Below are 25417 nucleotides of genomic sequence, written 5' to 3'. Positions count from 1 at the left end.
CTATTCCTCCCGCGATGAGTGATCGTCATCTTTACGGCGCTGCTTCTGTTGCCGCCCCAGCTCACGCACCGTCATCAGGCTGACACCGGCAACCAATCCCACCACCCCACCCAGCAACGCGGTGGCGGTGGTAGAAACCTTGCCACCTTCCACATTATGGATCTGTGGTTTTTCAGCGCGTGGTGTTGGGTTTTCGACATTGGCTAATTGAGCAATGCTTTTGGTAAAACCAATCCCCTCTTCGTTGCAGCCGTAGCACGGATGACCGATGCCGACCGGCCAGATGCCACCACCAACATCGCAGAACTCTAGGGTTGGACAGTTACCGTAGGTCTCCGGCCCCTTGCAACCAAGGTGATAGAGGCACCAGCCCTGACGATGCCCTTCATCACCAAACTGACGGGCAAAACGACCGGCATCAAAGTGTGGGCGACGCTCGCAGTTTTCATGGATCAGACGGCCATAGGCAAAGGTAGGACGGTTCTTGGCATCCAACGCCGGCGGCCGCCCAAAGGTAATGATATGAGCGACGGTTGCCAGGAAGTTATGCGGATTCGGCGGGCAGCCGGGAATATTAATCACGGTTTTCCCCGGTAGCGCCGCTTGCAAACTGACCGCGCCGGTTGGGTTGCCACCAGTGGCTGGCACGCCCCCCCAGGCAGAACAGGAGCCAATGGCAATAATAGCTGCCGCATGTTCCGCCGCTTCGCGAATATGCTCGACAATAGGTTTGCCCGCCACCATGCAGTAAATCCCACCATCTTTCAGTGGGATAGAACCATCCACCACCAGTATGTACTTCCCTTTATGCTGTTCAATAGCGCGGTGCTTATTCTCTTCCGCCTGCTCACCAAATGCTGCTGACAGCACTTCGTGATACTCCATTGATATAACACTGAGCAGCAAATTCTCCAGGGTGGGATGCGTTGAGCGCAACAGTGACTCGGTACAGCCGGTGCACTCCTGAGCACCAATCCAGATGACCGGCGGCCGTTGTGGTGAACCGACCATATTGGCAATTTCTGCGGCAGCCTTACTGCTGAGACCCATGGTGGCAGCCAGCGCTGCACAAAGCTTCATAAAATCACGACGGTTAACGCCATGCTGGGAAAGCATGTTTTTTCCCCTGTCATTATTATTATATTGTTCACATACCCGATACTAATGATGGGCATATCCCTATAAAAAGCATGGTCTTATATCCAATAGATTTCGAAATGCTGGGCGGCCGCAAACGAAAGAACCCCGATGAACTTACATAAGTAAGTGATTAGAGTAAGTGAGAGCAGCCAACACACCTGCACTTTGAAAAAAGATGAAGGATATTCTGTTAATAGTTTGTAACTCTGCAAATATAATTAAGTTGATCTTTATCAATGGATAATTGATTGAGTCTGAAAGGGGTAAATATCTGTGAACTAAAACCGTTTCAGCAAAACATTTCATTTGCCAGAAAATAAAAAATCTGTCAGGAGGTAATGCGGAGGATGCAGATGGAATTCAATATCATTAACCCAAAATAGTAAATTAATGTAATGACTTTAATTATATATTACTTACTTTAGTTATTTAACTGGAAATGAAAATTCCATCCAACTTAAAGATGAAATGCATCATTTACCTTTTTTAAGTGAATTTAATTGATCATCAGAATGTAATTTGCCATTGAAAACGTTGAATTAACACACTTTGAAATACGGTCAAAATGCGACAAACCCTTGCGGGGCCTGACGCTTGTCGATACTCACCACCAGCGGTAAAAATCTGTACGAAAAACAATCTTTAGGTCGCCATGTTGGTATCAATTATTAACTAAAACTGATTTTTTTAACATTTCATTAGGTCATTATTCTACCTAAAAAGTGTTAAGCATTAGCCCTTCCCTGAACATTTTATAAAAAATGAAACCAACCAGACCTGCGGATATAAATCATACAAGATGATTAGTTATTAATTTAATCATTATTCCTAGTGCGAATTGTTAAATCAGCCAGAAAATCGGATTCTTATCAATTTCATTCAGTTTGAGAACTCTAACAGACTGTTTTGTCATTTTTAATGATAAATCTTAATGTTACAAAATGGATCATGGCGATGACAGTGATAGCGAATACTTGCCAGAGGGACAATCTGTTATAGGTGTATTAGGTTATAAATTTCACTTAACGCAGAGTTAAATGTGTTTCCACTGCCGTGATTTTACTTTCGCCGGTAAATTGTCGGCCAGAGAGACAATAACATGCCCTCTGATTGGGGCTAATCGTCCTATAAAATTTGAGTTAACTCTACTTTTTATCTATCTATCAATTAATAAGCAAATAAGTCGTGCTATGATTATTTTACCGGTCAATATTCAATCGGTTATAAGTTAGCAACTTCAAGTAGGAAGGGTCTTTATGATAAAACCATTCATTGTTGTAACCCTCGCCATCGCCACTCTCAGTGGTTGCGCCAATAATAATACCCTTTCGGGCGATACTTTTAGCAGTTCTCAGGCCGGCCAGGCTCAAGCTGTAACTTACGGAACCTTGGTTTCTGTCCGTCCAGTCACTATTCAGGGCGGAGATGGGAATAATGTTGCGGGTGCGGTCGGTGGGGCTGTGGTGGGTGGTTTTCTGGGTAACACCATTGGCGGCGGTACTGGTCGCCGTCTCGGAACCGCAGCAGGTGCCGTTGCCGGTGGCGTAGTCGGCCAACAAGTCCAGAGTATGATGAATCGCAGTAGTGGTGTTGAACTGGAAGTGCGCCGCGATAACGGTACCACCTTCCTGGTGGTTCAAGCTCAGGGCGTTACCCAATTCCAACCGGGGCAACGTGTCACCATTGCTACCCATGGGAATACCGTCACTATCACACCACGTTAGGTTTTGCCGCCTGAACTCAGCGTGTAGGTATGGCAACTTAAGTTAAGTCATTGTATTAAAAAGCACCGCCCAGTCCTGAAGGTTCGAGGGTAGACTGGGCGGTGAAAAGATGAACATAACTATCCGGCTTTTTTCGCTGCCGGTTTCACTACATTCTCTCCGTGGTTGCCAAAGAACTGATATAAGGTGTCTGAAGCCGTTTTGGTTAAGACCATAATTTCAATACGGCGGTTTTTAGCCGCAAGAGGTTCGACTGAGTCCAATAGCATCTGATCAGCCATCGCATTGATTTGTAATACCCGACCGTCATCCAGCCCGCCTTTTACTAGCGCTTTATGCGCCATCAAGGCCCGCTCGCCAGACAAGTTCCAGTTGTTGTACAACATCTGATCACGGTAGCGGGAAGCATCGGTATGGCCGGTAATAATGATTTTATTGTCCATCTCATTAAATGCCGGAGCCAACTCAGCCAGTAGACGGCTGAAGAACGGCGTCAGTACTGCGCTACTGCGTTGGAACATATCGCGCTGCTTATCATCCTGAATCAAAATACGTAGCCCTTGTGGCACCACTTCCATTTGCAGGTTGGATTGCGCATCGTAGGCAGAAGTAATTTGCATAATGATGCGTGATAACTCTTCCATTTCTTTACGTGATTTATCCACCACCTCTTCCAGAGATTGCTCCGGTTCCGGCACCTCAACTGCCAGATTACTTTTGGTCTCTTTCGCTTGCTCCTTACCATCAATGCTGTCAGAGAACTTGCCGCCGCCACTTTTGCTTTTAGAGGGAATTGAAATAAAGGATTGCTGCGAAAAGATGGTTTGCCCATTCAGTTGCGCCACAATCTCTTGCCGCTCCTCTTCTGATACCACCCCGACAATCAACTTTGTGGTGGTAACCAAGGGTGCTGAGCGAATTTCTGAAGTGTCGGCCCGCTTTACCTTGGATGCACTGCCGGGTAAACAGATGGCGATTGATGCCGACCTTAATGCCGGGTTAATCAATCAGGAGCAAGCGCGCTTGCGCCGTAAAGAAGTGGCCAGCGAAGCTGACTTCTACGGTGCGATGGATGGAGCATCCAAGTTTGTTCGCGGTGACGCCATCGCCGGTATTATGATTCTGGTGATCAACGTGATCGGCGGTATCTGTATCGGTATCTTTAAATACGATCTCAGCGCCAGCCAGTCGTTTCAACAATATGTATTGTTGACCATTGGTGACGGTCTGGTGGCACAAATTCCGTCCCTGTTATTAGCAACCGCGGCGGCAATTATTGTCACTCGGGTGAGTGATGGCGGTGACATGACTGATGAAATTAAAGATCAGTTGTTGGCAAAACCGACTATCTTGTATGCTGCGGCATTCGTGATGTTCATACTCGCCATTGTGCCGGGGATGCCCCATCTTGCCTTTCTCAGCTTCACCGGATTACTCCTGTTCGCCGCTTGGCAGCAAAGTAAAAAAATTCAGCAAGCGGATGCTGAGCCCGATCTTACAATCCTCGACCAAGCCATTTCTGAAGATAATGCCCTGAACCTCAACTGGGAAAATATTCCGATAGTTGAACCTATCGGCCTGAATTTGGGCTATAAGCTGGTCACACTGGTCGATGAATCAAAAGGCCGACCGCTGATTCAGCGGCTGCGAGGGGTGCGGCAAATCATCTCCGAAACCTGCGGAATTCTATTACCGGAAGTCAAAGTACGGGAAAACTTCCGCTTAAAACCGTCCCAATACACCATCAATATTAATGGTGTCAAAGTCGCCGGTGGCGATGTTTATATTGATAAACTGATGGCGATTCCAACAGCGGAACAATACGGCGAGGTTGATGGTGTACTGGCAATCGATCCGACTTACGGCCTGGCCGTGGTATGGGTAGCACCGGAAGATAAGCCCACGGCACTAAACTTCGGTTATCAGGTGGTGGATTGTGCCAGTGTGGTCGCGACCCATGTGAATAAAGTGGTACGTGACCATTTATCTGAACTGTTTAATTATGATGATATAACCCTATTACACCAACGGCTTGAGTCGCTGTCGCCACGTTTGGCTGAAGATTTGGCTGGCGGATTGAATTTTAGCCAATTGCTGAAGGTGTATCGTCAGCTATTAACCGAAAATGTGTCGCTGAAAGATATTGTCACCATCGCCACCACCTTAGTAGAAAGTGCCACTATCACCAAAGATTCACTGCTCCTCACCTCAGATGTGCGTTACGCATTACGTACCGGTATCGTCAATGGTATCAATGGCGATGACAAAAACCTGGCGGTTTATACCATTAATAACGAATTAGAAAATATGTTGCTTGGCTCGTTGAATCAGGCGCAGCAAGCGGGGAAAGTGGTATTGGATAACTTCCCAGTCGACCCAAATATCCTGACCCAGTTGCAGCAGAATATGCCGATCATTAAAGAGCAGATGAAAGCAGAGAATCACCAACCTATTTTATTGGTAACCCCGCAATTGCGGCCATTAATTGCACGCTATGCACGACTATTCTGCAATGGGTTGAATGTGTTGTCTTATAACGAAGTGCCTGATGATATGGCGCTGAATGTGATTGGTACCTTAGAGTAAAAGTAGATGAGCCTCAAGAATGAGGCTCATTAATTCCTACCGCTTCAAAGGCAAAGGGGATAATTAGTTATCCATAAAGGTCTGCTGCCATTCAACAATCGTTTTGGGTCTTTTATCTTTATCTTCAGGCACATTGGTAAAATAGTGAACCCGCAGCGTGCCATTTTTTTCAGGCGCAACATACGCGGCCCACATCAAACCGGCACGGTTATACATAATGATTGATGCACGCTTATTGGCTGCACCTCGCACCCAGGTGGATAATACTTTTGCCCCCCGGTTATCCCGGTCATTGCTATAAATATAGACGTTGGCTGAGGCGACAAACTGGGCGTAATGGTCGCCGACTAACTCACGGAAAAGTTTATCGTTGTTGGTATCAGTAAAAATACCGACCGAGAGTAAGCTCGGAGTCTCACGCGGATCTTTTTCAGCCCGAATATACTGCCCGTCAATAAAGACATCTTTAGGCATCGAAATTCGGCAACCCCAACTGCCATTGCTGTGCACCTGAATTGAACCATCTTTTATCGGGATCAGTAATAACCGGCAGCTTGCTGTATTTTCAATAAGATCAACAACCGCCAACCCTTCAATTTTACGCGCTTCAGCTCTAAAATTACCGGTATTCTCACCTGACCAGGCGCGGCTATCGATACTAAATCCCCACTCAGCAACCCGGGTTATTTTGATAACGCCCCCCCGGTCATTCCCTTTGGTGACATTCCACCACTGCCCAGCCCAGTCAAATTTTTTGTCAATATCAGACATCGAGGCAATGCCCTGAAAATAGGCGCGCTGAATACAGCTATCACTGGTACAACTGTTAAGGGATTTTTCCCATATTTGTCGTTGCTGATACACTGTTTCTGTATCATATTTAACCAACATGGACTGATAGATATCGCTAAATGTCTGATCCAGCCAGTGTAAATCCTCATTACCACATACAGTATATTCAACCGGTGTCGCTGCACGCTGGCAGTTAATGGCAAAAGATGACGATGAAATAATCATCGCCAGTAAAAATAAAATGCTGCGAAAGTAAGCAATTCTCATTGTTTAACCCGATTAAAACATGAATTTTTTTATTATTGAAAGCTAATAACAACCTAGCTCACTATATCGTTTTTGTGGCTAAATACCTAAAACTGGTAATAGAAAACCACCAGACGGCGCTGACTCTTAGCGCAATCCGGTGGCTGTTCTCTACTATTTATTACGACAATAATTGTTATTTATTAAATTGAATCAAAGCGTAACTAAGAATGAGTGGCTTGCATATTATCTGATAAATTAAAAACAGAGACCGCTTCTGTCAGTTGCCGTGCCTGTTCTTCTAACGAGGCAGCCGCAGCGGCAGACTCTTGTACCAGAGAGGCATTTTGTTGTGTGACGCCGTCCATCTCGGCGACAGCTTGCCCAATTTGACCAATACCGCGGCTTTGCTCATCAGAAGCAGAGGCAATCTCGCCCATAATGTCGGTTACATTGGTCACCGCCTGCACGATGCTATTCATCGTCTCCCCTGCTTCAGATACTTGCTGTGAGCCAATATTCACTCGGGATACCGATTCACTGATCAACCCTTCGATTTCTTTCGCCGCTTGTGCACTACGTTGGGCCAAATTACGAACTTCACTTGCTACTACCGCAAAACCGCGCCCCTGCTCACCAGCCCGGGCCGCTTCAACTGCTGCGTTCAGTGCCAGAATATTGGTTTGGAAGGCGATACTGTTTATCACACCGATAATATCCGCAATACGGCGTGAGCTTTCCGTAATACTGCTCATAGTGGCAACGACATCGTTGACAATCCGCCCGCCATTTTTCGCTGTTGCAGAGGCATTCTCAGCCAACTTACTGGCTTGATGGGCGTTTTCAGCGTTCTGTTTCACCGTTGCATTCAGTTGTTCCATACTGGCCGCGGTTTCTTCCAGTGCCGCCGCTTGTTGCTCGGTACGGGAAGAGAGATCCGCATTTCCTGCTGCAATTTCACCGGCTCCGGTATAAATCGCATCGGTACTGTTGCGAATGGTTGATACCGTATTCACCAAACTATTTTGCATTTCACGTAAGTAAGGGATCAGTTGCCCGACGCAGTTACGGCCAAACTCAGGCATTGGCCGGCCTAACTGCCCTTCAGCTAAGCGTTTAAAGTGCACCTTGATCGACTCCAGCGGACGCACCAAATAACTGACGATATAGCGATCGGTTAAGAACAGAATGATAACACCGGCAATTAATGCAGCAAAAAGCGCCCGTTGACACCAGTCGACTAATGTCTCCACCCGCAAACTGGCAGCCTCTGTTGCAGTATCAACCGCAGAATTGTACTTCTCGACGGTAGCGCCAAACTCTCGGCTTAATGGTGGATAATCTTTGTTAAACAAATTGTTATAATCTTCGAAGCGATTCTCGGCCACCGCTTTAGCCATCGGTTCAATCCCATTACTCAATAATGTTGACCAGCTTTGAATAGTTTTATCTGTCAGTAATGGATCCATCGACTCATGAGATTGCAGTTTAAATTTCGCCAAACTCTCTTGGGTATTTTTTAGTGCTACACCGGCTGAAGCCAATTCACGATCAGCATCGGCAGTTGCCCCGCTTTGACGATATGCCGCGGCACGACTTAAACGAGTAACCACACGAAAATATTGGTCATTACCCCGATTAATAATATTAATGTTTTTTTGTTGGTTAGAACTCAGATGTAATGAATGCGTCAATTGGTTAAGTGAAAATAATGTAAAGGTCGAGACACCTCCCCAAAGCAACAAAAATATAACAAGAATAGATAATAACGCCATCCTGATGGTGATATGTTTTAGAAAATTCACGGGAATACCCCTGTGTCTTATTTTTTTAGTTTATTTCCTTGAGATTTCAAGGTGTTTATCGCTGATAATCCCCGCAGGGAAAAAGGTTAATTATCAGGACTCATCACCAAAATAGCATGAAACCAACACAAAAGATCAAGATAACCGATCAATATTAAACAACCGATTGATTTCACCTATTAAAATGTAAATAACGTTCGATAATCTTGATCGAAAACTGATTAACAACGTTCAGTAGTTTCCACATTATATGTATTTATTCTGAATATAAATACAGCGCCCCATTACCTATTAACTCTTAGAATAGTTAGCCAATCAATTAATTTACTTACAGATAGAGAATTACCTGTTTTTGCAATTGCAGAATTAAATATCTTATTAAATGCGATTGGGCGAGATAAATAAAATAATAACAAAAATCCATATCAAACCATCAGGCACGCGATACAGCAAAATTTAACTATTTATTTGCTATGGTTGATTCTGTATTTTTTTAGCAAGGAAACCAGGCTGGGGAAATAACAATTTTATTCATTGCAATATAGGCATGTGCTTAGCACGGCGACGGTGATACTAAAAGAAGAGCGGCCAACGATCACTGGCCGGTATTACACCTTAATTCGCGCTAGCCGCAGCCCCCAGAGGCCGGCTGAATTGGCTTAAACCATGCTAATGAGTCATGGCCAGCATGCGACTGATCGTCCTCTAAATGGTTTGACTGGTGCGATATTTCGCTAGGTTTCCTGTCTTGGAGATGAGCACGCCAATCCTCCCTTTCACTCACCACATTGCAAATAGTAATAGGAATAATAATTACTACCATTCATTTTATGGCATGATAAATTACGACCTAGCACCGTTAAATAGAAAGAGAAAACGCCGTTATGTCCCACTATATACCTGCCTGTAAAACATCCCGTTCTCTGCCTGCCCTACTGGGCTTGCTGTGTCTGACATTTTGGTTATCCGGCTGTAAACCCGCGGAGGAGAACAACGCATCAGCGGCAGACGACAACTCACCAGCATGGTCCCGGACGGTGGAAACGGCTAAAGGCCCGGTCACATTAACTCAGCAACCTACACGGATTGTTTCCACCAGCATCACCATCACTGGCACCTTATTGGCGATCAATGCGCCGGTGATTGCCAGTGGAGCGACCGCGCCCAGCTCCACCGTCGCAGATAATCAAGGGTTCTTTACTCAATGGTCGGCTGTCGCACAGGCAAAAAAACTGGTACCGATATATCAGACTGAGCCAAACGCCGAAGCTGTTGCCGGCATGAACCCTGACTTAATTATTATTTCTGCCACCGGGGGGGATTCGGCAGTGAAATTGTATGAGCAGTTATCTGCTATCGCGCCAACCTTAGTGATTAATTACGATGATAAAAGCTGGCAAGAGTTAGCAATGATATTGGGGCAGGCAACTGGCCATGAAACCGATGCGAAAGATGTGATTGATAAATTTGCCAACCGGCTCAATGAGGTGAAACAGAGTATTACCTTACCACCGCAGCCAACGTCGGCTTTTGTCTATCAAGCCGCCGGTAGCACCGCGAACTTGTGGACTGAAGACTCGGCACAGGGCAAATTGTTGCAGGAGCTGGGCTTTAGGCTCGCTGAAATACCTGAAGCCGTGAAAGGTAACACCAGTATGGGACATCGTAAGGATATTATTCAGTTAGGTGGCGAGAAGCTGGCTGAAGGTCTGAACGGTGAGACTATTTTACTCTTCTCCGGTGATCAACCGTCAGTTGATGCATTGAAAAGTAATAAATTTTTAGCTCATATTCCAGCGATTGAGCACAACCGTGTTTATGCCGTGGGTTATGACACTTTCCGCTTGGATTATTACAGTGCGAGTAATCTGTTAGCCCGAATTGAAGGGATGTTTAAACCTGCTCATTGATTGGGTAAGTCCCGCTTCTGACGTTGAGCGCATTCAGGAATGTGACCGAGCAGGCTAAATTTCCCCCTGCGTTACCACAGCGATGCATTCTAACAATAATGCGTGCTAACATATCTCACCCAAATAATAATGATAATCAAATCGATAACAATAATCATTTGTTAAAGAAGAGTTACAATGCCTGCTGATTATTCTCCAGATCAATATTCAATAAAACCGCTGACACTGGTGTCGACGTCAGAGGTACCAACAGCGCGCCGACGCGGGCTGTTGCTGCTGTTCAGCATTGTTGTGTTGCTATTGGTCATGGCTGCCAGCCTGATGCTCGGTGCCAAAGCCATCCCTTTCTCCGTGGTCTGGCAGAGTTTGCTCGGCACAGAGCACAGCGCCGATAGCATTTTGATCGTTGAATCACGTCTGCCGCGAACCTTGATTGGTGTACTCGCCGGTGCAGCGCTGGGGCTATCGGGTGCAGTCATGCAAGCCCTAACCCGTAACCCACTGGCTGACCCCGGTATTCTTGGCGTCAATGCCGGAGCCAGTTTTGCCGTCGCCGTCGGGATCATTTTTTTCGGCGTTAATGCCATCCAGGGCTATATTATTTCCGCTTTTATCGGTGCGATGTTAACCACACTGGTGGTGTATTGGGTCGGTGCTCAGGGCGGCGGGCGCGTTAATCCCCTGCGCCTAACACTTTCCGGTGTCGCGATTGGCGCTGTGTTAATGGGGATTTCCTCTGGCATATCACTGACACATCCACTGGTCTTTGATCGGGTGCGCTTCTGGCAGGCAGGGTCATTGGATATCCGCAGTATGTCAGTGGTATTGGCCGTCACTCCGGCAATCCTGCTCGGCGGTGTGATCTCCCTGTTGCTGGCTCGGCCACTCAATGCGATGCATATGGGAGAGGATCTGGCGGCCGCGATTGGGGCCAGAATTATCCAAACCCAATTTTGGGCGGTCATCGCCGTCACCTTGTTGTGCGGTGCCGCTACCGCAGCCGTTGGCCCTATCGCCTTTGTTGGCCTGATGGTCCCCCATATCGCCCGTTGGATTGTTGGGCCGAATCAATGTTGGATTCTCCCATTCACATTAGTGATGACACCTATCCTGTTGCTGGTATCTGACATTATTGGCCGCTTCTTGGTGCCGGGCGAGTTACGGGTTTCCGTCGTAACGGCATTTATTGGCGCGCCTTTGCTAATCTGGCTAGTTCGACGTAACAAAAGGATGACCGCGCTATGAAGTCTGTCACCTCGCCGTGGCTATTTGGTCGCCCCGATGGCGCGATAAATTTACGCATCCGACCACGCAGTTTAGTTGTTTGCAGCCTGCTGCTACTGGCCTGTTTGTTGGGCGCACTGCTGGCATTAATGGCGGGAACTCTGGCATTAATGCCTCAACAGGTACTTAATGCCTTGTTCGGGCAAACCCGCGGTGCAGTGGATATTATCGTCAATCAATGGCGCTTACCCCGCGCAGTGATGGCGCTTATTTTTGGTGCCGCACTGGGTATCAGTGGCGCAATATTTCAGTCATTAGTACGTAACCCACTTGGCAGCCCTGACATCATCGGCTTTAATATGGGTGCCTATACCGGTGCGCTAGTAGCGATTACTCTGTTTAATGGGAACTATTTCGAGATTGCCAGCAGCGCCTTGGTTGGCGGCTTACTGGCAGCTATTGCGGTGTATCTGCTGGCATATCGACAAGGGATTCAAGGTTTTCGGCTAATTATTGTCGGCATTGCCATTGGCGCGATGCTCACTGCATTCAATACCTGGCTGACAATCACGGCATCACTGGAGTCAGCGATGACTGCCGCGGCTTGGGGGGCGGGGTCATTGAATGGTCTGAGCTGGGCTAAGGGCCTGCCATCACTGATGTTTATCTTTGCCGCGACGATAGCCGCAATGCTGCTTAGCCGCCGCATGCCACTGCTGGAAATGGGCGATGATGCCGCTGGTGCCTTAGGGGTTCCCGTTGAGAAAACTCGCCTGAGCCTGATGGCGATTGGCGTCATTCTAATGGCCGCCGTCACCGCCGCCGCCGGGCCTATCTCCTTTATTGCATTAGCCGCCCCACAAATAGCACGGCGTCTGGCGGGCACATCTTCAGTGACGTTAACCACATCGGCACTGATGGGCGCCTTATTACTGGTTGCCGCCGATCTCTGCGCCCAACACCTATTTCCACCTAATCAATTGCCGGTCGGCGTGGTTACCACCAGCATCGGCGGCCTGTATCTTATTTGGCTTTTAATCCGGGAGTCCGGGCGATCATGAGTATTGTTACCCCTGCAGCCACCCTACACCACAGCGTTTTTTCCTCCCGCTTACAAGCCGACGCCCTAACACTGGGCTACGACGGTAAGATAATCAGCCAGAACCTGAGCATCTCCATTCCTGATGGTGAATTTACGGTGATTGTCGGCCCCAATGCCTGTGGTAAATCAACGCTGCTACGCGCACTGAGCCGTTTGCTGAAACCGCAAGCAGGTCAGGTAATTTTAGACGGCAAGAATATCGCCAGCATTGATACCCGGCAGGTGGCACGTCATTTGGGTTTGTTGCCACAAAGTTCGCAAGTACCCGACGGTATCAGCGTGTTAGATTTGGTGGCGCGTGGCCGTTATCCCCATCAGAAGTTATTACAGCAATGGACACAGGCCGATAAACTGGCGGTCAATAATGCTATGCAAGCCACCGGTGTCAGTGAACTGGCTGACAGATCAGTGGACGCATTATCTGGCGGGCAACGCCAGCGAGTATGGATAGCTATGGTATTGGCACAGCAGACGCCGCTGCTGCTGCTGGATGAACCCACCACCTATTTAGATATCGCCCATCAGATTGATTTATTGGAGTTATTCAGTAACCTTAATCAGCAACATAACCATACCTTGGTTGCTGTTCTGCATGATCTTAATCATGCCTGTCGTTACGCTACCCATATTATCGCCATGCGCGACGGGCAGGTAGTTACACAAGGTCACCCGCGCGAGGTGATCACAGCAGATTTGGTCGAGCAGGTATTTGGTATGCCGTGTTTGATCATTGATGATCCGGTTTCACATACACCATTGGTGATACCGAAGGGGCGATTTAAAATTTAATCCACAAGCGAGCAGAGAGCGAGTCTGCCCTCTGCTCGCCGAAGGCGGTTAAAACTCAGTCGATCAGGTTAACAGACAGCGTAATCCATCAATTAAGCCCCCCCGCCAGCATAGAGCATCATGCCCACCCGCATAGACCCGATACTGCAACCGATGCCCTGCCTGACGAAGCGCTGCACTCATGGCTTGATTGACCTGATAAATCACATCTTCACGGCGACCTGCTTCCATAAAGATATTCAATGGCTGACTCGCCCCCAATCCCTGATACACCTGCTCGGTCAGCCAGCCCTGACGTTCAGCAGTCCCCGCCGTCAGTGCCTTGAAATTATCAACATCAGGCCACCAGAACGAACCGGACTGACTCAACACACAACCAAAACGCTGTGGCCAATGTAATCCAGCGTACAACGATGCCAACCCGCCAAAACTCTGCCCGGCCACCACAGTACGAGACGCTTGTTCCGTAAAAGCCTGTTGCAATGCAATCTGCGGCAGTAATTCTGTTTGCAATGCCTGCCAGAAATCCTGATTACAAGGCAGCTCTTGCGAACGATGAGTCTGGTCAATGATGTCGATCAACACATAGACGCTAGCAGGTAAATGCCCTGCGGCGGTTTCACTATCCAATATGCCAAACACCGGCTGCCTGAGTGCCCAATATTGGCCATCCAGCAAGATAGCCAATGGGCGTTCGGCTTTATCTTCAGCACCGGTTGTCGTTGAGTAAATCCACACATTGCGACTATTGCCCAATAACTGGCTGTGCCAACTAATCAGTTGTAAACGTTGCGGTTCGGCGGGCAGAATTTTACCCGCATCGATTGGCTGCCAGGCCGTTTGCGGCAAAGCATCGGCTAAATGAACCGCAGAAAGTGTCATTCCGCGATAACTGCAATGCGCGGCAATCGGGTTTAACGGATCGTTCTCAGCGAGATCCATCAATGAGATCCACCAATCGCGCTGTGCCTGACGCTGTTCTTGCGGGCTACCGGCTGGCAAATTCAAACATTTCTCTGCTGAGACGGGAATAAAGCTGTAACTGCCACGAAAATCAGACTCTACCTCTGCCTGCCAATACCAAACATCCGTCTGGCCCAGCCGAGTGAGCGATTCAGGATTAACACTATGATGATCTGTCACGCCGTTAACATCGATATACACGCAGCTATATACCGAATCACGCGCCTTTCCTTGTCGGTCGCGCCACAGGAAAGTCAGCTTTACTTTGCCAGCTGCTGCCGGTTCAGTCAGGGGCGTTCCCCATTGTGCGATGCGCTGCCACCATGATTCACTGCCCGCCGAAGGATCCTGTAATAACTGCTGACTCTCTGGATATTCGCTCGCCACTCTCACACGCTGCCCTCTTTATGTCATCACACCGGTCACGGTCTATTTATGATTACGTCTTTATTCATTGATAGCGCGGCGACTGTGCGCCATCACAAATGGATATAAGGCTTAATATATATAAGGCTATTACCTAAATACAAATAATATTGAGAAGTATTATTATTTGCAATAACATAGTAAGCATTCTCTCCAGTGTGCCAGCCTATCATCGTAATTTAGATATGGGCGATGTGCTATGCGACGGTTATTGGATTGGAATATAACGTTTTTTTGTAACAACCAAGCTAAATAGAGGCAAATAAAGCCCGGTTGGCATCAAGAACCTGACGTATGAGGTTCAAATACTTTCCATTATTGTACTTCCAGGTAGGGATAAATCATGTTTGATATTTCTGGCAAGAAGATACCAACAACATTGCCATTTCGCGCAGGCTGCACAGCAAAGACCTTATTATTCACCACCACCTTGATACTGATACCGTCACTCAACGCATTAGCGGCCACTGCGGCTAAAGAAGATAAATTAGTGGTTGTCGCCAAACCGGGCAGCGGCCAACAAGATGATGGTTTCGTCGCTAAAAACAGCGCCACCGCGACTAAAACTGACACACCACTGATCCGCACCCCACAATCAGTTTCAGTTATTACCCGCCAGCAAATGCAAGATCAAGGAGCGGCTTCTGTGGCACAGGCCCTGCGCTATACCGCCGGTGTCGTGCCGGAATACCGTGGCGGCTCGAATATGAATGACGAAGTGATCATTCGTGGTTTTGGCTATGCCCCGCGTTTTCTCGATGGCTTAAGCTACAACTCATTAGGTGGTGCACGCCGTGGAGGCCAGATAGACCCCTGGCTGCTGGAACGAATTGAAGTAATCCGCGGCCCAGCATCAGTGCTTTACGGCCAGGTGAACCCCGGCGGCCTGATCAATATGGTCAGTAAACGCCCAACAGCGGAAAGTATTCATAAAGTGCAGGTGGGTGCAGGCAATAATAGCCTGGCTGAAGCAGCATTCGACTTCGGTGGCGTGTTGGATGATGAAGGTAAAGTACTCTATCGTTTGAACGGGCTTGGCAGAACACAAGATGATGCCGTAAATACCTTTAAACAGGAGCGTTTTGCTATCGCCCCGGCATTAACCTTTATCCCGAACGAAGACACCACCTTTACCTTACTGACCAGTTATCAGAAAGAACCCAAAGCCGGTTCACGTAACTTCTTGCCAGCCACTGGAACCGTGTTTGGTACTGCATACGGCCATATACCTTACGATTTTAACGTTAGCGACCCGTCATTTGATCAGTCTGAACGCGAGCAGACCTCTGTCGGTTATGCCCTTGAGCATTATATCAATGACACCTTTAAATTCCGCCAGAACCTGCGCTACAGCTATAACAAGCAAGATTACAAGTATCTGGTCTTTATGAATTTGCTGCCAGATAACCGCACCATGACTCGCCGCCCGCAAATCGAGCGCCAGACCATGGCTGAGTTTGCCGTTGATAACCAACTGCAAGCTGATTTCTGGACCGGGCAGTTAAACCATACGGTGCTGACTGGGCTGGATTACAAACGTAGCCGTATTGATAGTCAGTTCTTTATGGGCACCGTGCAGACAAAATACAATCTGGATTGGGTATCACCTGTCTATGGTCTGAATATTAAAGAGAGTGACTTGTCACTCAATAGCAGTGATCTGACCAAACTCGATCAGGTGGGAGTCTATTTACAAGATCAAATTGAACTGGATAAGTGGAATTTCCTCTTATCCGGGCGCTATGACTGGTCACAGTTAAAAACGCTAAGCCGCAAAACCGCCACTCAGGATCAACAAGACGACCATGCCTTTACCGGCCGTGCTGGTGTGTTGTATGCCTTTGATTCCGGTATCTCGCCGTATATCAGTTACAGTACTTCATTTGAACCTAGCACCGCCAAAGGCGCGCCGGGGACTGGGGCATTGGACCCGGTTACCGCGCGTCAAGTTGAGCTTGGCCTCAAATACCAGATACCGGGCAGCAGCACCTTGTTGACGACCGCATTGTACGATTTACGCCAGAAAAATATCAGCCAATACGACCAGGCACTGGCCTACAACGTCCCAATTGGTGAAGTGCAATCTCAGGGGATCGAAACGCAGTTAAACAGTGAGATTAACGACAATATCAACCTGATTGCTGCCTATACCTACACCAAAGGGAAAGTGCGTGAAACCAAAACACTGGCTGAATTAGGCAAAATGCCAGCCCGCACACCAAGCCATTCCGCCTCACTGTGGGGAATGTATACCTTTGATAAAGGAGTAGTCGATGGCTTATCCACCGGTGTTGGTGTCCGCTATATCGGCACCAGTTGGGGTGATGCCAAGAACAGCTTTAAAGTCCCGGCGGTGACATTGTATGACTGGATGATGCGTTATGAACTGGGACAAGCTCTGCCAGCGATGAAAGGCATCAGTTTGCAGGTTAACGTCAACAATGTGTTCAACAAAGAATATGTTGCCAGTTGTGCACAGATGGCAGCTTGCTTCTATGGCAGTGGCCGTGTTGCCACCGCTACTGTCAGTTATGCCTGGTAAGGCTTAGGCTTATTCAGCCCACGCCGATTGATGCATAGCGGTGTGGGCTAATAACTCAGCGGGCGTTGGATAATAACTTAAAGAAAAGTAAATATTTCTTCTAATCAACCCCCATTGCGACTTCAGATATCGAAATAAATAGAATAAATTCAGCATACTAACGTTTTGGTAACCTTTCATTTCACTCAGTGCAACCCGATAAAACCATTCTAAAAACAGGGAGATGGTCCTATACTCGCTGGCAGCATTATTTAATATCACCACACATTCAGGTTAAACATGCCAGCATTTAGGGGAGTACCACAGCTTATGCACCGGATGCGCGCCAGTAAAATGCGCATGTGCGGTATGCTGCTGGTTGCCTGCTGGCTAATTCTCAACGCACAGTTGGCCATCGCCGGCCATCAGTGTGATATTGCCCCTTCTGCCTCGCCGGTATTTACCCAGCATCAAGGGCATATACAGCCTGACCCTTTAGCAACAGAAAACCAAATGCACGACATGCCATCAATGATGGATATGTCTCATGGTCAGGCGCAAGACTCCTTATGTGAAAAACACTGCATCCCTGACTCTGTCCAGTCTGACAGCGGCATGTTGGTGCTGGCAGCCTTACCCACCAATACGGAGTTAGTATTGGCTGATAGGCAACAAACACCACGCGTCCAGCGCGTTGACTGGCATACCCCCCCCATTGTCGGCCCCCCCACTGAAATCGCTTTCTGCCGCTTTAGAGAATAGATCCAGACATAAATAACCGTTTTCTTCAGGCCACTTAATCGTGGTGTGTTGTGCTTATTCTATGTTTTGGAGTTATTGCTATGCGTATCTTATTTAGCGCTGTATCTGCTGTATTACTGTTTTCTTCTCCGCTGTTCGCCGCCAGCCCGGCCATGAGTGAAAATAGCCCGATGTCTCATGATAGTCATACAATAATGGCGGATTCTGCGCCAGCAGAGAGCTATCACTCCCAGGGCCAGATAAAAACCTGGCATGCCACCCGCGTATCTATTGCTCATAGCGCCATTCCGGCATTGAACTGGCCACCGATGACCATGACATTTGACCTGCCGGAGAGCCTGGCCGCACAGCCATTACCCGCAGGTACATCCGTGACATTCAGTTTCCGCCAGACCGAACGAGGCTATCAGCTAACTGCCATTTCAGCACAGCGGCCATAAGGCGGGATAATGATGACCCCTTTACTGAATCACCCACAGCAGGTGCGCCCCACGGCTGCGCTGCCATTCGGATTTACCGCACTGTTAATGGCGGCACTTTTCACTCTGCCAGCGGTGAGCTACGCGGCAGATATCACACTGGAACAGGCGCTGATCTCCGCTGAACGCTACTCGGCTGAGCTGCCATTCGGATTTACCGCACTGTTAATGGCGGCACTTTTCACTCTGCCAGCGGTGAGCTACGCGGCAGATATCACACTGGAACAGGCGCTGATCTCCGCTGAACGCTACTCGGCTGAGCTGTCAGCTAATCAGCATCAGGTCAATGCACTGGAAAATATGGCCAGTTCAGCCACGCAACTGCCCGATCCAAAATTGAAGTTTGGTATTGAAAACCTCCCCGTCGGCGGCAGTAATGCCCGCCGCTTCACCCGCGAGGGCATGACCATGCAGCGGGTCGGTATCATGCAGGACTATATCAGTAGTGATAAGCGACAAAGAAAGGCTGATACCCTGAGTGCTGAAGCGCGCAAAACGGCAGCAGGCAGTGAAACTATCCGCACCAGGCTGCAAAAAGAGACGGCTCAGGCGTGGCTTGATCTCGCCCTGACCGAACAGGCGGTGGGCGCAGCGCAAGTGCTGGTAAAAGAAAGCGAAAAACAGGTCGCATTGCAACGGGCCGGTGTTGCCAGTGGTGGTGCATTACCCAGCAGTGTATTGGATGCGCGCCTGACGTTATCTGCCATGCAGGATAGATTGACCACCGCACAACGTGATGTTGCCTTGGCACAAACCCAATTGACGCAGTTAACCGGTGTAGAGGTCAAGCATATCAGCGGCCCGTTGCCTCCTTTCGCCCGCCTACCGGCGGATATCACCGTGTTGCGTGATGCCATCCAACAGCACCCTGAAGTATTGCTTGCCAGCCGTGAAGCTGACGTTGCCAAAGCCCGCTCCGCACAATCAGCCATTGCCGCCACACCGGACGTTGGGATCGAAGTCTATTACGCTAAACGAGCTGACGAGTATGACGATATGGCGGGCGTCATGATCACTGTTGATTTGCCACTATTCCGCTCACAACGTCAGGATAAAGACTATGCCGCCGATGTGTCGCGCTCAATGGAAGCCAACGACCAGCTTACATTACTCACCCGCGACCACCGGGCGCAACTCGATACTCTGCTGGCGCAATATCAGGCCACACAGCAATTATGGCAGCGTCAGACTGATGAAGTTATACCACTGCAAAAACAACGGGTTAAATTGGTTATGGCGCAGTATCAGGCCAATAAAAGCGATTTAAGCAGTGTGCTGGAAGCACGGCGCTCCCTGCTCGATAGCCAGCTCAATACCAGTAATGCCGCCAGAGAGTTAGCCCGTACCTGGGCTGCCATCCGTTATCTGACCCCGCAGGAGAGCATGCGATGAAAAAGCTATCTAGTTTGACGCTGGTGGCCGTCGCCGTGATCAGTGGCGTTGCCGGTTATCTGTTGGCTAAACCCACCTCAGAACACTCCACCACGGCAGCCATAGTGGTTGAAAAAACACCAGCAAAAAATAGCCGTAAGGTGCTGTATTGGTATGATCCTATGTCCCCCGGTCAGCGTTTCGACCAACCTGGCAAATCGCCATTTATGGATATGGAGTTGGTGCCGCGCTATGCCGATGAAGCCGTAGCGCAGGGCGGCGTTAGCATCAGCCCCCGCCAACAGCAGAATTTAGGCGTGCGCACTGCCGCGGTGGAAATGCGATCACTCAACTATCGTCTTGCCGGTTACGGCACAGTGGCAACCGATGAGCGCAGCGTGCAGGTTATCGCGGCGCGGGCTAACGGCATTATTGAACAATTGTATGTACGCGCCAATCAACAACCGGTCAGTAAAAATCAGCCATTGGCGCAATTATGGGTTCCCGATTGGAGTGCCGCGCAACAAGAGTATCTGGCAATCCGCACCTTGGGTGATAGCCAATTAACGGCCGCCGCTCGCCAACGGCTACAACTGCAATTTATGCCAGAAGAGGTGATTCGCAGTGTCGAAAAAAGCGGCCAGCCGCAAACGCGGGTCACATTACGATCTCCGTCTGAGGGTTATGTGAGTAAGTTGGATATTCGGGCCGGTTCACAAGTGACTGCGACACAATCACTGTTTGAGTTAGCCAGCCTTGATCCGGTATGGATAGTGGTGGACTATCCGCAATCACAAGCCAGTTTAGTCACTATCGGCAGTACGATTACCGCCACGACCGCCAGTTGGCCGGGTGAAACCTTCCACGGCACCGTCAGCGAGCTATTACCTAATATGGATCTCGCTACCCGCACCTTAAAAGCGCGCATCGTCCTGGAAAACCCGCAACAAAAGCTGAAACCGGGCATGTACCTGAATGTACAATCCGCGCCAGCAGATAATCTAAAACCGGTATTGGCTATTCCACAAGAAGCCTTGCTGATGTCAGGCAATAGTAACCGGGTGCTGCTGGCTGAAGCTAATGGCTACTTTAAGCCGGTGGATGTCAGTACCGGGCAAACTCAGGACGGCTGGACAGAGATAAAATCCGGGCTAAACGCCGGTCAGTTGGTGGTGACCTCAGGCCAATTCCTGATTGATTCAGAAGCCAGTCTGCAAAGCGCTCTGCCACAAATGGAGGATACCCCCGCCTTAACTGAGAATACCACGCCAACAGCGAATAACACTGCCGTAGCACCTGTTGATATCTACTCGGTGCAAGGAACAGTCACCGCTATCAACGGCTCAACAATCACCTTATCCCATGGCCCGATCGCGGCGTTGAAATGGGGAGCGATGACGATGGACTTCCAACTACCGGCAGAGCCGTTATCACCGGAAATCGTTGCTGGTAGTCAGGTTAATTTCACTTTCACTCTCAATGAACAAGGGGCACAAATCCGCCAAATCCAGCCGGTAACAAGCAATAGCAGCATCGATACCCACAGGAGCCACCTATGATTGCCGCCATTATCCGCTGGTCACTGCGCAATCGGCTGTTGGTACTGCTTGGCGCGGTGATGATGGCCGCGTGGGGAATTTGGTCACTGCAACAAACCCCACTGGATGCGCTGCCAGACTTGTCAGACACCCAAGTGATCATCCGTGTCAGTTATCCTGGTAAAGCACCACAAGTGGTCGAGGATCAGGTGACTTATCCACTGACAACCACCATGTTATCAGTACCTGGTGCTAAAACCGTACGCGGTTTCTCGATGTTCGGCGACGCCTATGTCTATGTGCTGTTTGATGATGGCACTGATCCTTATTGGGCACGTTCACGGGTGCTGGAGTATCTCAGTCAGGTGCAGGCTACCTTGCCGGCTGAAGCCAAAGCCTCGTTGGGACCGGATGCCACGGGGGTGGGTTGGATCTATGAATATGCCTTAATCGACAGAACTGGCAAACACAGTCTGGCCGATCTGCGTGCCTTGCAGGATTGGACACTAAAATTTGAGTTGAAAACAGTACCCAATGTCTCTGAAGTGGCCAGTGTCGGGGGCATGGTGCGCCAATATCAAGTCGTTCTCGACCCGGAACGGATGCGGGCGCTGAATCTATCCCATCAACAAATTGCCAGCGCCATTACTGATAGTAATCAGGAAGGCGGTGGTTCGGTGCTAGAAATGGGGGCGGCAGAATATATGGTGCGCGCCAGCGGTTACCTGAAAACGCTGGATGATTTCAGGAATATCGTGATCACTGCTCGTGCAGGTATTCCCATTTTACTGTCCGATGTCGCTACCGTGCGGATGGGGCCAGAAATGCGCCGTGGCGTGGCGGAACTTAATGGTGAAGGGGAAGTTGCCGGTGGCATCATTGTGATGCGCTATGGCAAAAATGCACTGGAAACCATTAACGGCGTGAAGGAGAAGCTGCAACAGATTCAGCGCAGCTTACCGGCTGGGGTAGAAATCGTACCGGTATATGATCGTTCACACCTGATTACTCAGGCCATCGACAGCTTATCATTCAAATTGCTGGAAGAGTTTTTAGTGGTGGCGGTGATCTGTTCACTGTTTTTGTTCCACCTCCGCTCAGCATTGGTGGCTATCATCACCCTGCCCCTGGGGATTCTCGGGGCGTTTATCGTCATGCACTATCAGGGGGTCAATGCCAATATTATGTCGCTGGGTGGGATAGCCATCGCCATCGGGGCTATGGTGGATGCCGCGATCGTGATGATCGAAAATATGCACAAAGTGTTGGAGCAATGGCGGCGAGATAACCCGGGGAAAACACCGGTCAGTCAGGATTACTGGCGCATTTCAGAGCAGGCGGCCATTGAAGTCGGTCCGGCGCTGTTTTGCAGTTTACTGATCATCACCTTATCGTTTATTCCGGTATTTACATTACAGGCGCAAGAGGGGCGGATGTTCTCTCCGCTGGCTTTTACCAAAACCTATGCCATGGCTGTTTCGGCGGGGTTAGCCATTACGTTAGTACCGGTATTAATGGGCTATTTTATTCGCGGCAAAATCCCTGATGAGAATGCCAACCCCATTAACCGTGGGCTAATCGCCCTTTATCATCCGGTGTTAACCGCCGTACTGGCACGACCAAAAACTACATTGGCTATCGCGGGTATATTACTGCTGGCAACCCTGTATCCATTAAGCCGTCTGGGGAGCGAGTTTATGCCCGCGTTGGATGAAGGTGATTTACTGTATATGCCTTCTACACTGCCGGGGATTTCGGTACGCGAAGCCAGCCATTTACTGCAACAAACCGATCGTTTGATAAAAACCATACCGGAAGTAGCGACAGTATTTGGTAAAGCCGGGAGAGCAGAGACGGCAACAGATCCGGCCCCTCTGACCATGATCGAAACCACTATTCGTTTTAAACCCAAGGATCAATGGCGGCCTGGCATGACCATGGACAAATTGATCGAAGAACTGGACGCCACCGTCAAGGTGCCCGGTATCGCCAATCTGTGGGTGCCTCCGATCCGCAATCGGCTGGATATGCTCTCTACCGGCATCAAAAGCCCGGTTGGGATCAAAGTGAATGGCAAAAATGTGCACCAAATTGAGCAGGTGGCACAGCAAATCGAACAAGTGGTGCGCAAAGTACCAGGTGTGACTTCGGCCCTCTCAGAACGACTGGCAGGTGGCCGCTATGTGGATATCAACATTGACCGTCAACGGGCCGCTCGCTATGGCGTTTCAGTAAAAGAACTGCAATCACTGGTAGCAACCGTGATTGGCGGGCAAAACATCGGTGAAACCATTGAAGGGCGTGAACGTTATCCAATCAACCTGCGCTACCCACGGGAAATACGTGATTCACTGCAAAAATTGCGTGATTTGCCGGTAGTGACTGCCGGTGGCGGGCAAGTCGCACTGGCGGAACTGGCCGATATCAAGGTGACAGAAGGCCCACCGATGCTGAAAAGTGAAAATGCGCGCTTATCTGACTGGGTCTATGTTGATCTGCGCGGGCGAGATTTGAAATCAGCCGTAACTGAAATGCAGCAAACGGTGGCACAACAAGTGGAACTGCCGGAAGGCGTCTCCCTTAGCTGGTCTGGGCAGTTTGAATACCTGGAACGGGCAACAGCAAAACTGAAAATTGTGTTACCGGTTACCCTGATGATCATTTTTGTCTTGTTGTATGTCACGTTCAGCAGTGTCCGCGATGCCGCATTAATCATGGCGACGCTTCCCTTCGCACTGATTGGCGGGGTGTGGCTGCTGTATGGCTTGGGGTATAACTTTTCCGTTGCCGCCGCGGTGGGCTTTATCGCCCTGGCCGGTGTGGCCGCTGAATTTGGTGTAATAATGGTGCTGTATCTCAATCAGGCGGTGAAAAAACATCAGCAACCCGGCATTGCTATGACGGCCAGCCAGATGAGTGCAGCTATTCATGAAGGCGCGGTGCTGCGGGTGCGACCAAAAGCCATGACTGTCGCCACTATTATGGCCGGCTTGCTTCCCATTATGTGGGGCGGCGGGGCAGGGTCAGAGGTCATGCAACGTATTGCCGCACCGATGATTGGCGGGATGGTGAGTGCACCACTGCTTTCGATGCTGGTTATTCCTGCGGTGTATATGTTGCTGCATAAAAAAGATAGTCAACAGCAATAAAACTCTCATCGCCCTCACTCTTGCCAGATAAGATTGAGGGCATTCTCACACTTTCTTATAACCTCTCAAATCAGCGAGTGCGACGGAAGGTTAAGTTAATTCGATAAGCGCCGGTCGTAGCGGAAAAACCGGCTTTCAATGGCAGTACACCGTGATAGTTCAAACGGGAAGGCCCACCCCAGACCACAACATCCCCTTCCGTTAATAAGACTCTCTGGCATTTAGCCTCACGCGTCAGCCCACCAAATTGAAATACCGCAGCTAGCCCCAGCGATACCGAAACTATTGGCTGACGCAGATCCAGCTCATCTTTATCCTGATGTAATGATAATTTAGCCCCTGCCTCGTAGCGATTTATCAGGCAGGCATCTGGCTCAAATTGAGAGAAACCCGCTTGTTGCGCGGCATCAACAGCTAATGTCATAAAACTTGCCGGAATGGCAGGCCAGCTTTTCTCAGTCAAAGGATCAACCGGGCTATAGCGATAACCTTGCCTATCACTCACCCAACCAACCTGACCACAATTACTCATGGCAACCGACATCCGGTAACCACCGGGGGTGATGAGATAGCGAAAAGGCGCGGCAGTGGTGATAGCAATAACATCAGCAAATAATAATGCGGCCTGCTGCCGTGCATAATGATGTAAAACAACCGCACCGGGCGCTAACGTTTCAATCCAGGGATCATGAGGCAACTGATCAAATAAATCCATGGTCATAAAGGTACCTACTGTAGTTATCACTGTTTAGCGATTAAGACTTTAACAGTTTACTCTTCACCCCACACACTATCACTTGCGATCAATTCATATCGGTTAGCCCAGTTGTTATCGCCCTGCCAGAGAAATTTATCCTGCTAAATCATCGTCTATTAACTTTCGCCACCAA

16 protein-coding genes and 2 pseudogenes are annotated in these 25417 nt (G+C 49.1%); 12 read left to right on the top strand and 6 right to left on the bottom strand.

What is annotated here, in order from left to right; all coding sequences use genetic code 11:
• Window positions 1–1133, bottom strand: a pseudogene (hybO, locus tag ACWJJO_RS20090) (hydrogenase 2 small subunit).
• Window positions 1134–2396: 1263 nt separating this feature from the next.
• Here hybO and ACWJJO_RS20085 point away from each other — a divergent pair.
• Window positions 2397–2864 (top strand): outer membrane lipoprotein, encoded by a 468-nt coding sequence (locus tag ACWJJO_RS20085; protein ID WP_083162455.1) that lies wholly within the window; start codon window positions 2397–2399, stop codon window positions 2862–2864.
• A gap of 119 nt (window positions 2865–2983) precedes the next feature.
• Here ACWJJO_RS20085 and lafU read toward each other — a convergent pair whose 3' ends face one another.
• Window positions 2984–3784: a putative lateral flagellar export/assembly protein LafU gene (gene lafU, locus ACWJJO_RS20080; RefSeq protein WP_481091613.1), complete on the bottom strand. Its 801-nt coding sequence runs from the start codon at window positions 3782–3784 to the stop codon at window positions 2984–2986.
• On the opposite strand from lafU, the pseudogene ACWJJO_RS20075 reads away from it, so the two are divergent.
• Window positions 3747–5450: pseudogene (locus ACWJJO_RS20075) on the top strand (flagellar biosynthesis protein FlhA); the annotation flags it as partial. The gene lafU and the pseudogene ACWJJO_RS20075 overlap by 38 nt on opposite strands.
• Window positions 5451–5513: 63 nt before the next feature.
• Here the strand turns inward: ACWJJO_RS20075 and ACWJJO_RS20070 are convergent.
• The gene (locus ACWJJO_RS20070; protein ID WP_083162451.1) at window positions 5514–6509 is read right to left on the bottom strand and encodes a lysozyme inhibitor LprI family protein; all 996 of its coding nucleotides are present in this window, start codon (window positions 6507–6509) and stop codon (window positions 5514–5516) included.
• A gap of 203 nt (window positions 6510–6712) precedes the next feature.
• Window positions 6713–8293, bottom strand: a complete 1581-nt coding sequence (locus ACWJJO_RS20065; protein ID WP_083162449.1) for a methyl-accepting chemotaxis protein — start codon at window positions 8291–8293, stop codon at window positions 6713–6715.
• 884 nt (window positions 8294–9177) lie between these two features.
• On the opposite strand from ACWJJO_RS20065, the gene fepB reads away from it, so the two are divergent.
• From fepB to ACWJJO_RS20045, 4 genes are all read left to right on the top strand, one after another.
• Window positions 9178–10203: a Fe2+-enterobactin ABC transporter substrate-binding protein gene (fepB, locus tag ACWJJO_RS20060; protein ID WP_481091456.1), complete on the top strand. Its 1026-nt coding sequence runs from the start codon at window positions 9178–9180 to the stop codon at window positions 10201–10203.
• A gap of 177 nt (window positions 10204–10380) precedes the next feature.
• On the top strand, window positions 10381–11448 hold the full coding sequence (gene fepD / locus ACWJJO_RS20055) for a Fe(3+)-siderophore ABC transporter permease (RefSeq protein ID WP_083162446.1): 1068 nt from the start codon (window positions 10381–10383) through the stop codon (window positions 11446–11448).
• On the top strand, window positions 11445–12488 hold the full coding sequence (gene fepG, locus ACWJJO_RS20050) for an iron-enterobactin ABC transporter permease (protein WP_372569657.1): 1044 nt from the start codon (window positions 11445–11447) through the stop codon (window positions 12486–12488). Before fepD ends, fepG begins: the two co-directional genes overlap by 4 nt.
• Window positions 12485–13318 (top strand): ABC transporter ATP-binding protein, encoded by an 834-nt coding sequence (locus ACWJJO_RS20045; protein ID WP_153046288.1) that lies wholly within the window; start codon window positions 12485–12487, stop codon window positions 13316–13318. Before fepG ends, ACWJJO_RS20045 begins: the two co-directional genes overlap by 4 nt.
• A 63-nt stretch (window positions 13319–13381) precedes the next feature.
• Here the strand turns inward: ACWJJO_RS20045 and fes are convergent, their stop codons facing one another.
• The gene (fes, locus tag ACWJJO_RS20040; protein WP_481091455.1) at window positions 13382–14674 is read right to left on the bottom strand and encodes an enterochelin esterase; all 1293 of its coding nucleotides are present in this window, start codon (window positions 14672–14674) and stop codon (window positions 13382–13384) included.
• Window positions 14675–15050: 376 nt separating this feature from the next.
• Here fes and ACWJJO_RS20035 point away from each other — a divergent pair, with 376 nt between their 5' ends.
• The 6 genes from ACWJJO_RS20035 to ACWJJO_RS20010 all read left to right on the top strand — a co-directional run bounded on the left by ACWJJO_RS20035 (window position 15051) and on the right by ACWJJO_RS20010 (window position 24527).
• Entirely contained in the window at window positions 15051–17249 is a 2199-nt protein-coding gene (locus ACWJJO_RS20035; protein ID WP_083162440.1) for a TonB-dependent siderophore receptor, read from the top strand.
• 309 nt (window positions 17250–17558) lie between these two features.
• Window positions 17559–17990, top strand: coding sequence for a hypothetical protein (locus tag ACWJJO_RS20030; protein WP_442820485.1), 432 nt, complete (start codon window positions 17559–17561; stop codon window positions 17988–17990).
• Between the two features lie 80 nt (window positions 17991–18070).
• Window positions 18071–18430 (top strand): copper-binding protein, encoded by a 360-nt coding sequence (locus tag ACWJJO_RS20025; protein ID WP_442850620.1) that lies wholly within the window; start codon window positions 18071–18073, stop codon window positions 18428–18430.
• A 207-nt stretch (window positions 18431–18637) separates the two neighbouring features.
• The gene (locus ACWJJO_RS20020; protein ID WP_481091612.1) at window positions 18638–19861 is read left to right on the top strand and encodes a TolC family protein; all 1224 of its coding nucleotides are present in this window, start codon (window positions 18638–18640) and stop codon (window positions 19859–19861) included.
• Entirely contained in the window at window positions 19858–21399 is a 1542-nt protein-coding gene (locus ACWJJO_RS20015) for an efflux RND transporter periplasmic adaptor subunit (RefSeq protein WP_481091454.1), read from the top strand. Before ACWJJO_RS20020 ends, ACWJJO_RS20015 begins: the two co-directional genes overlap by 4 nt.
• Entirely contained in the window at window positions 21396–24527 is a 3132-nt protein-coding gene (locus tag ACWJJO_RS20010; protein ID WP_481091453.1) for an efflux RND transporter permease subunit, read from the top strand. Before ACWJJO_RS20015 ends, ACWJJO_RS20010 begins: the two co-directional genes overlap by 4 nt.
• A gap of 70 nt (window positions 24528–24597) precedes the next feature.
• On the opposite strand, the gene alkB is transcribed toward ACWJJO_RS20010, so the two are convergent.
• Window positions 24598–25248: a DNA oxidative demethylase AlkB gene (alkB, locus tag ACWJJO_RS20005; protein WP_481091452.1), complete on the bottom strand. Its 651-nt coding sequence runs from the start codon at window positions 25246–25248 to the stop codon at window positions 24598–24600.
• Window positions 25249–25417: the final 169 nt, after the last annotated feature.

This window comes from Yersinia antarctica, assembly GCF_056636475.1.
The sequence above is the reverse complement of the archived record's forward strand: the minus strand, read 5'-3'. Positions and strand labels throughout refer to the sequence as shown.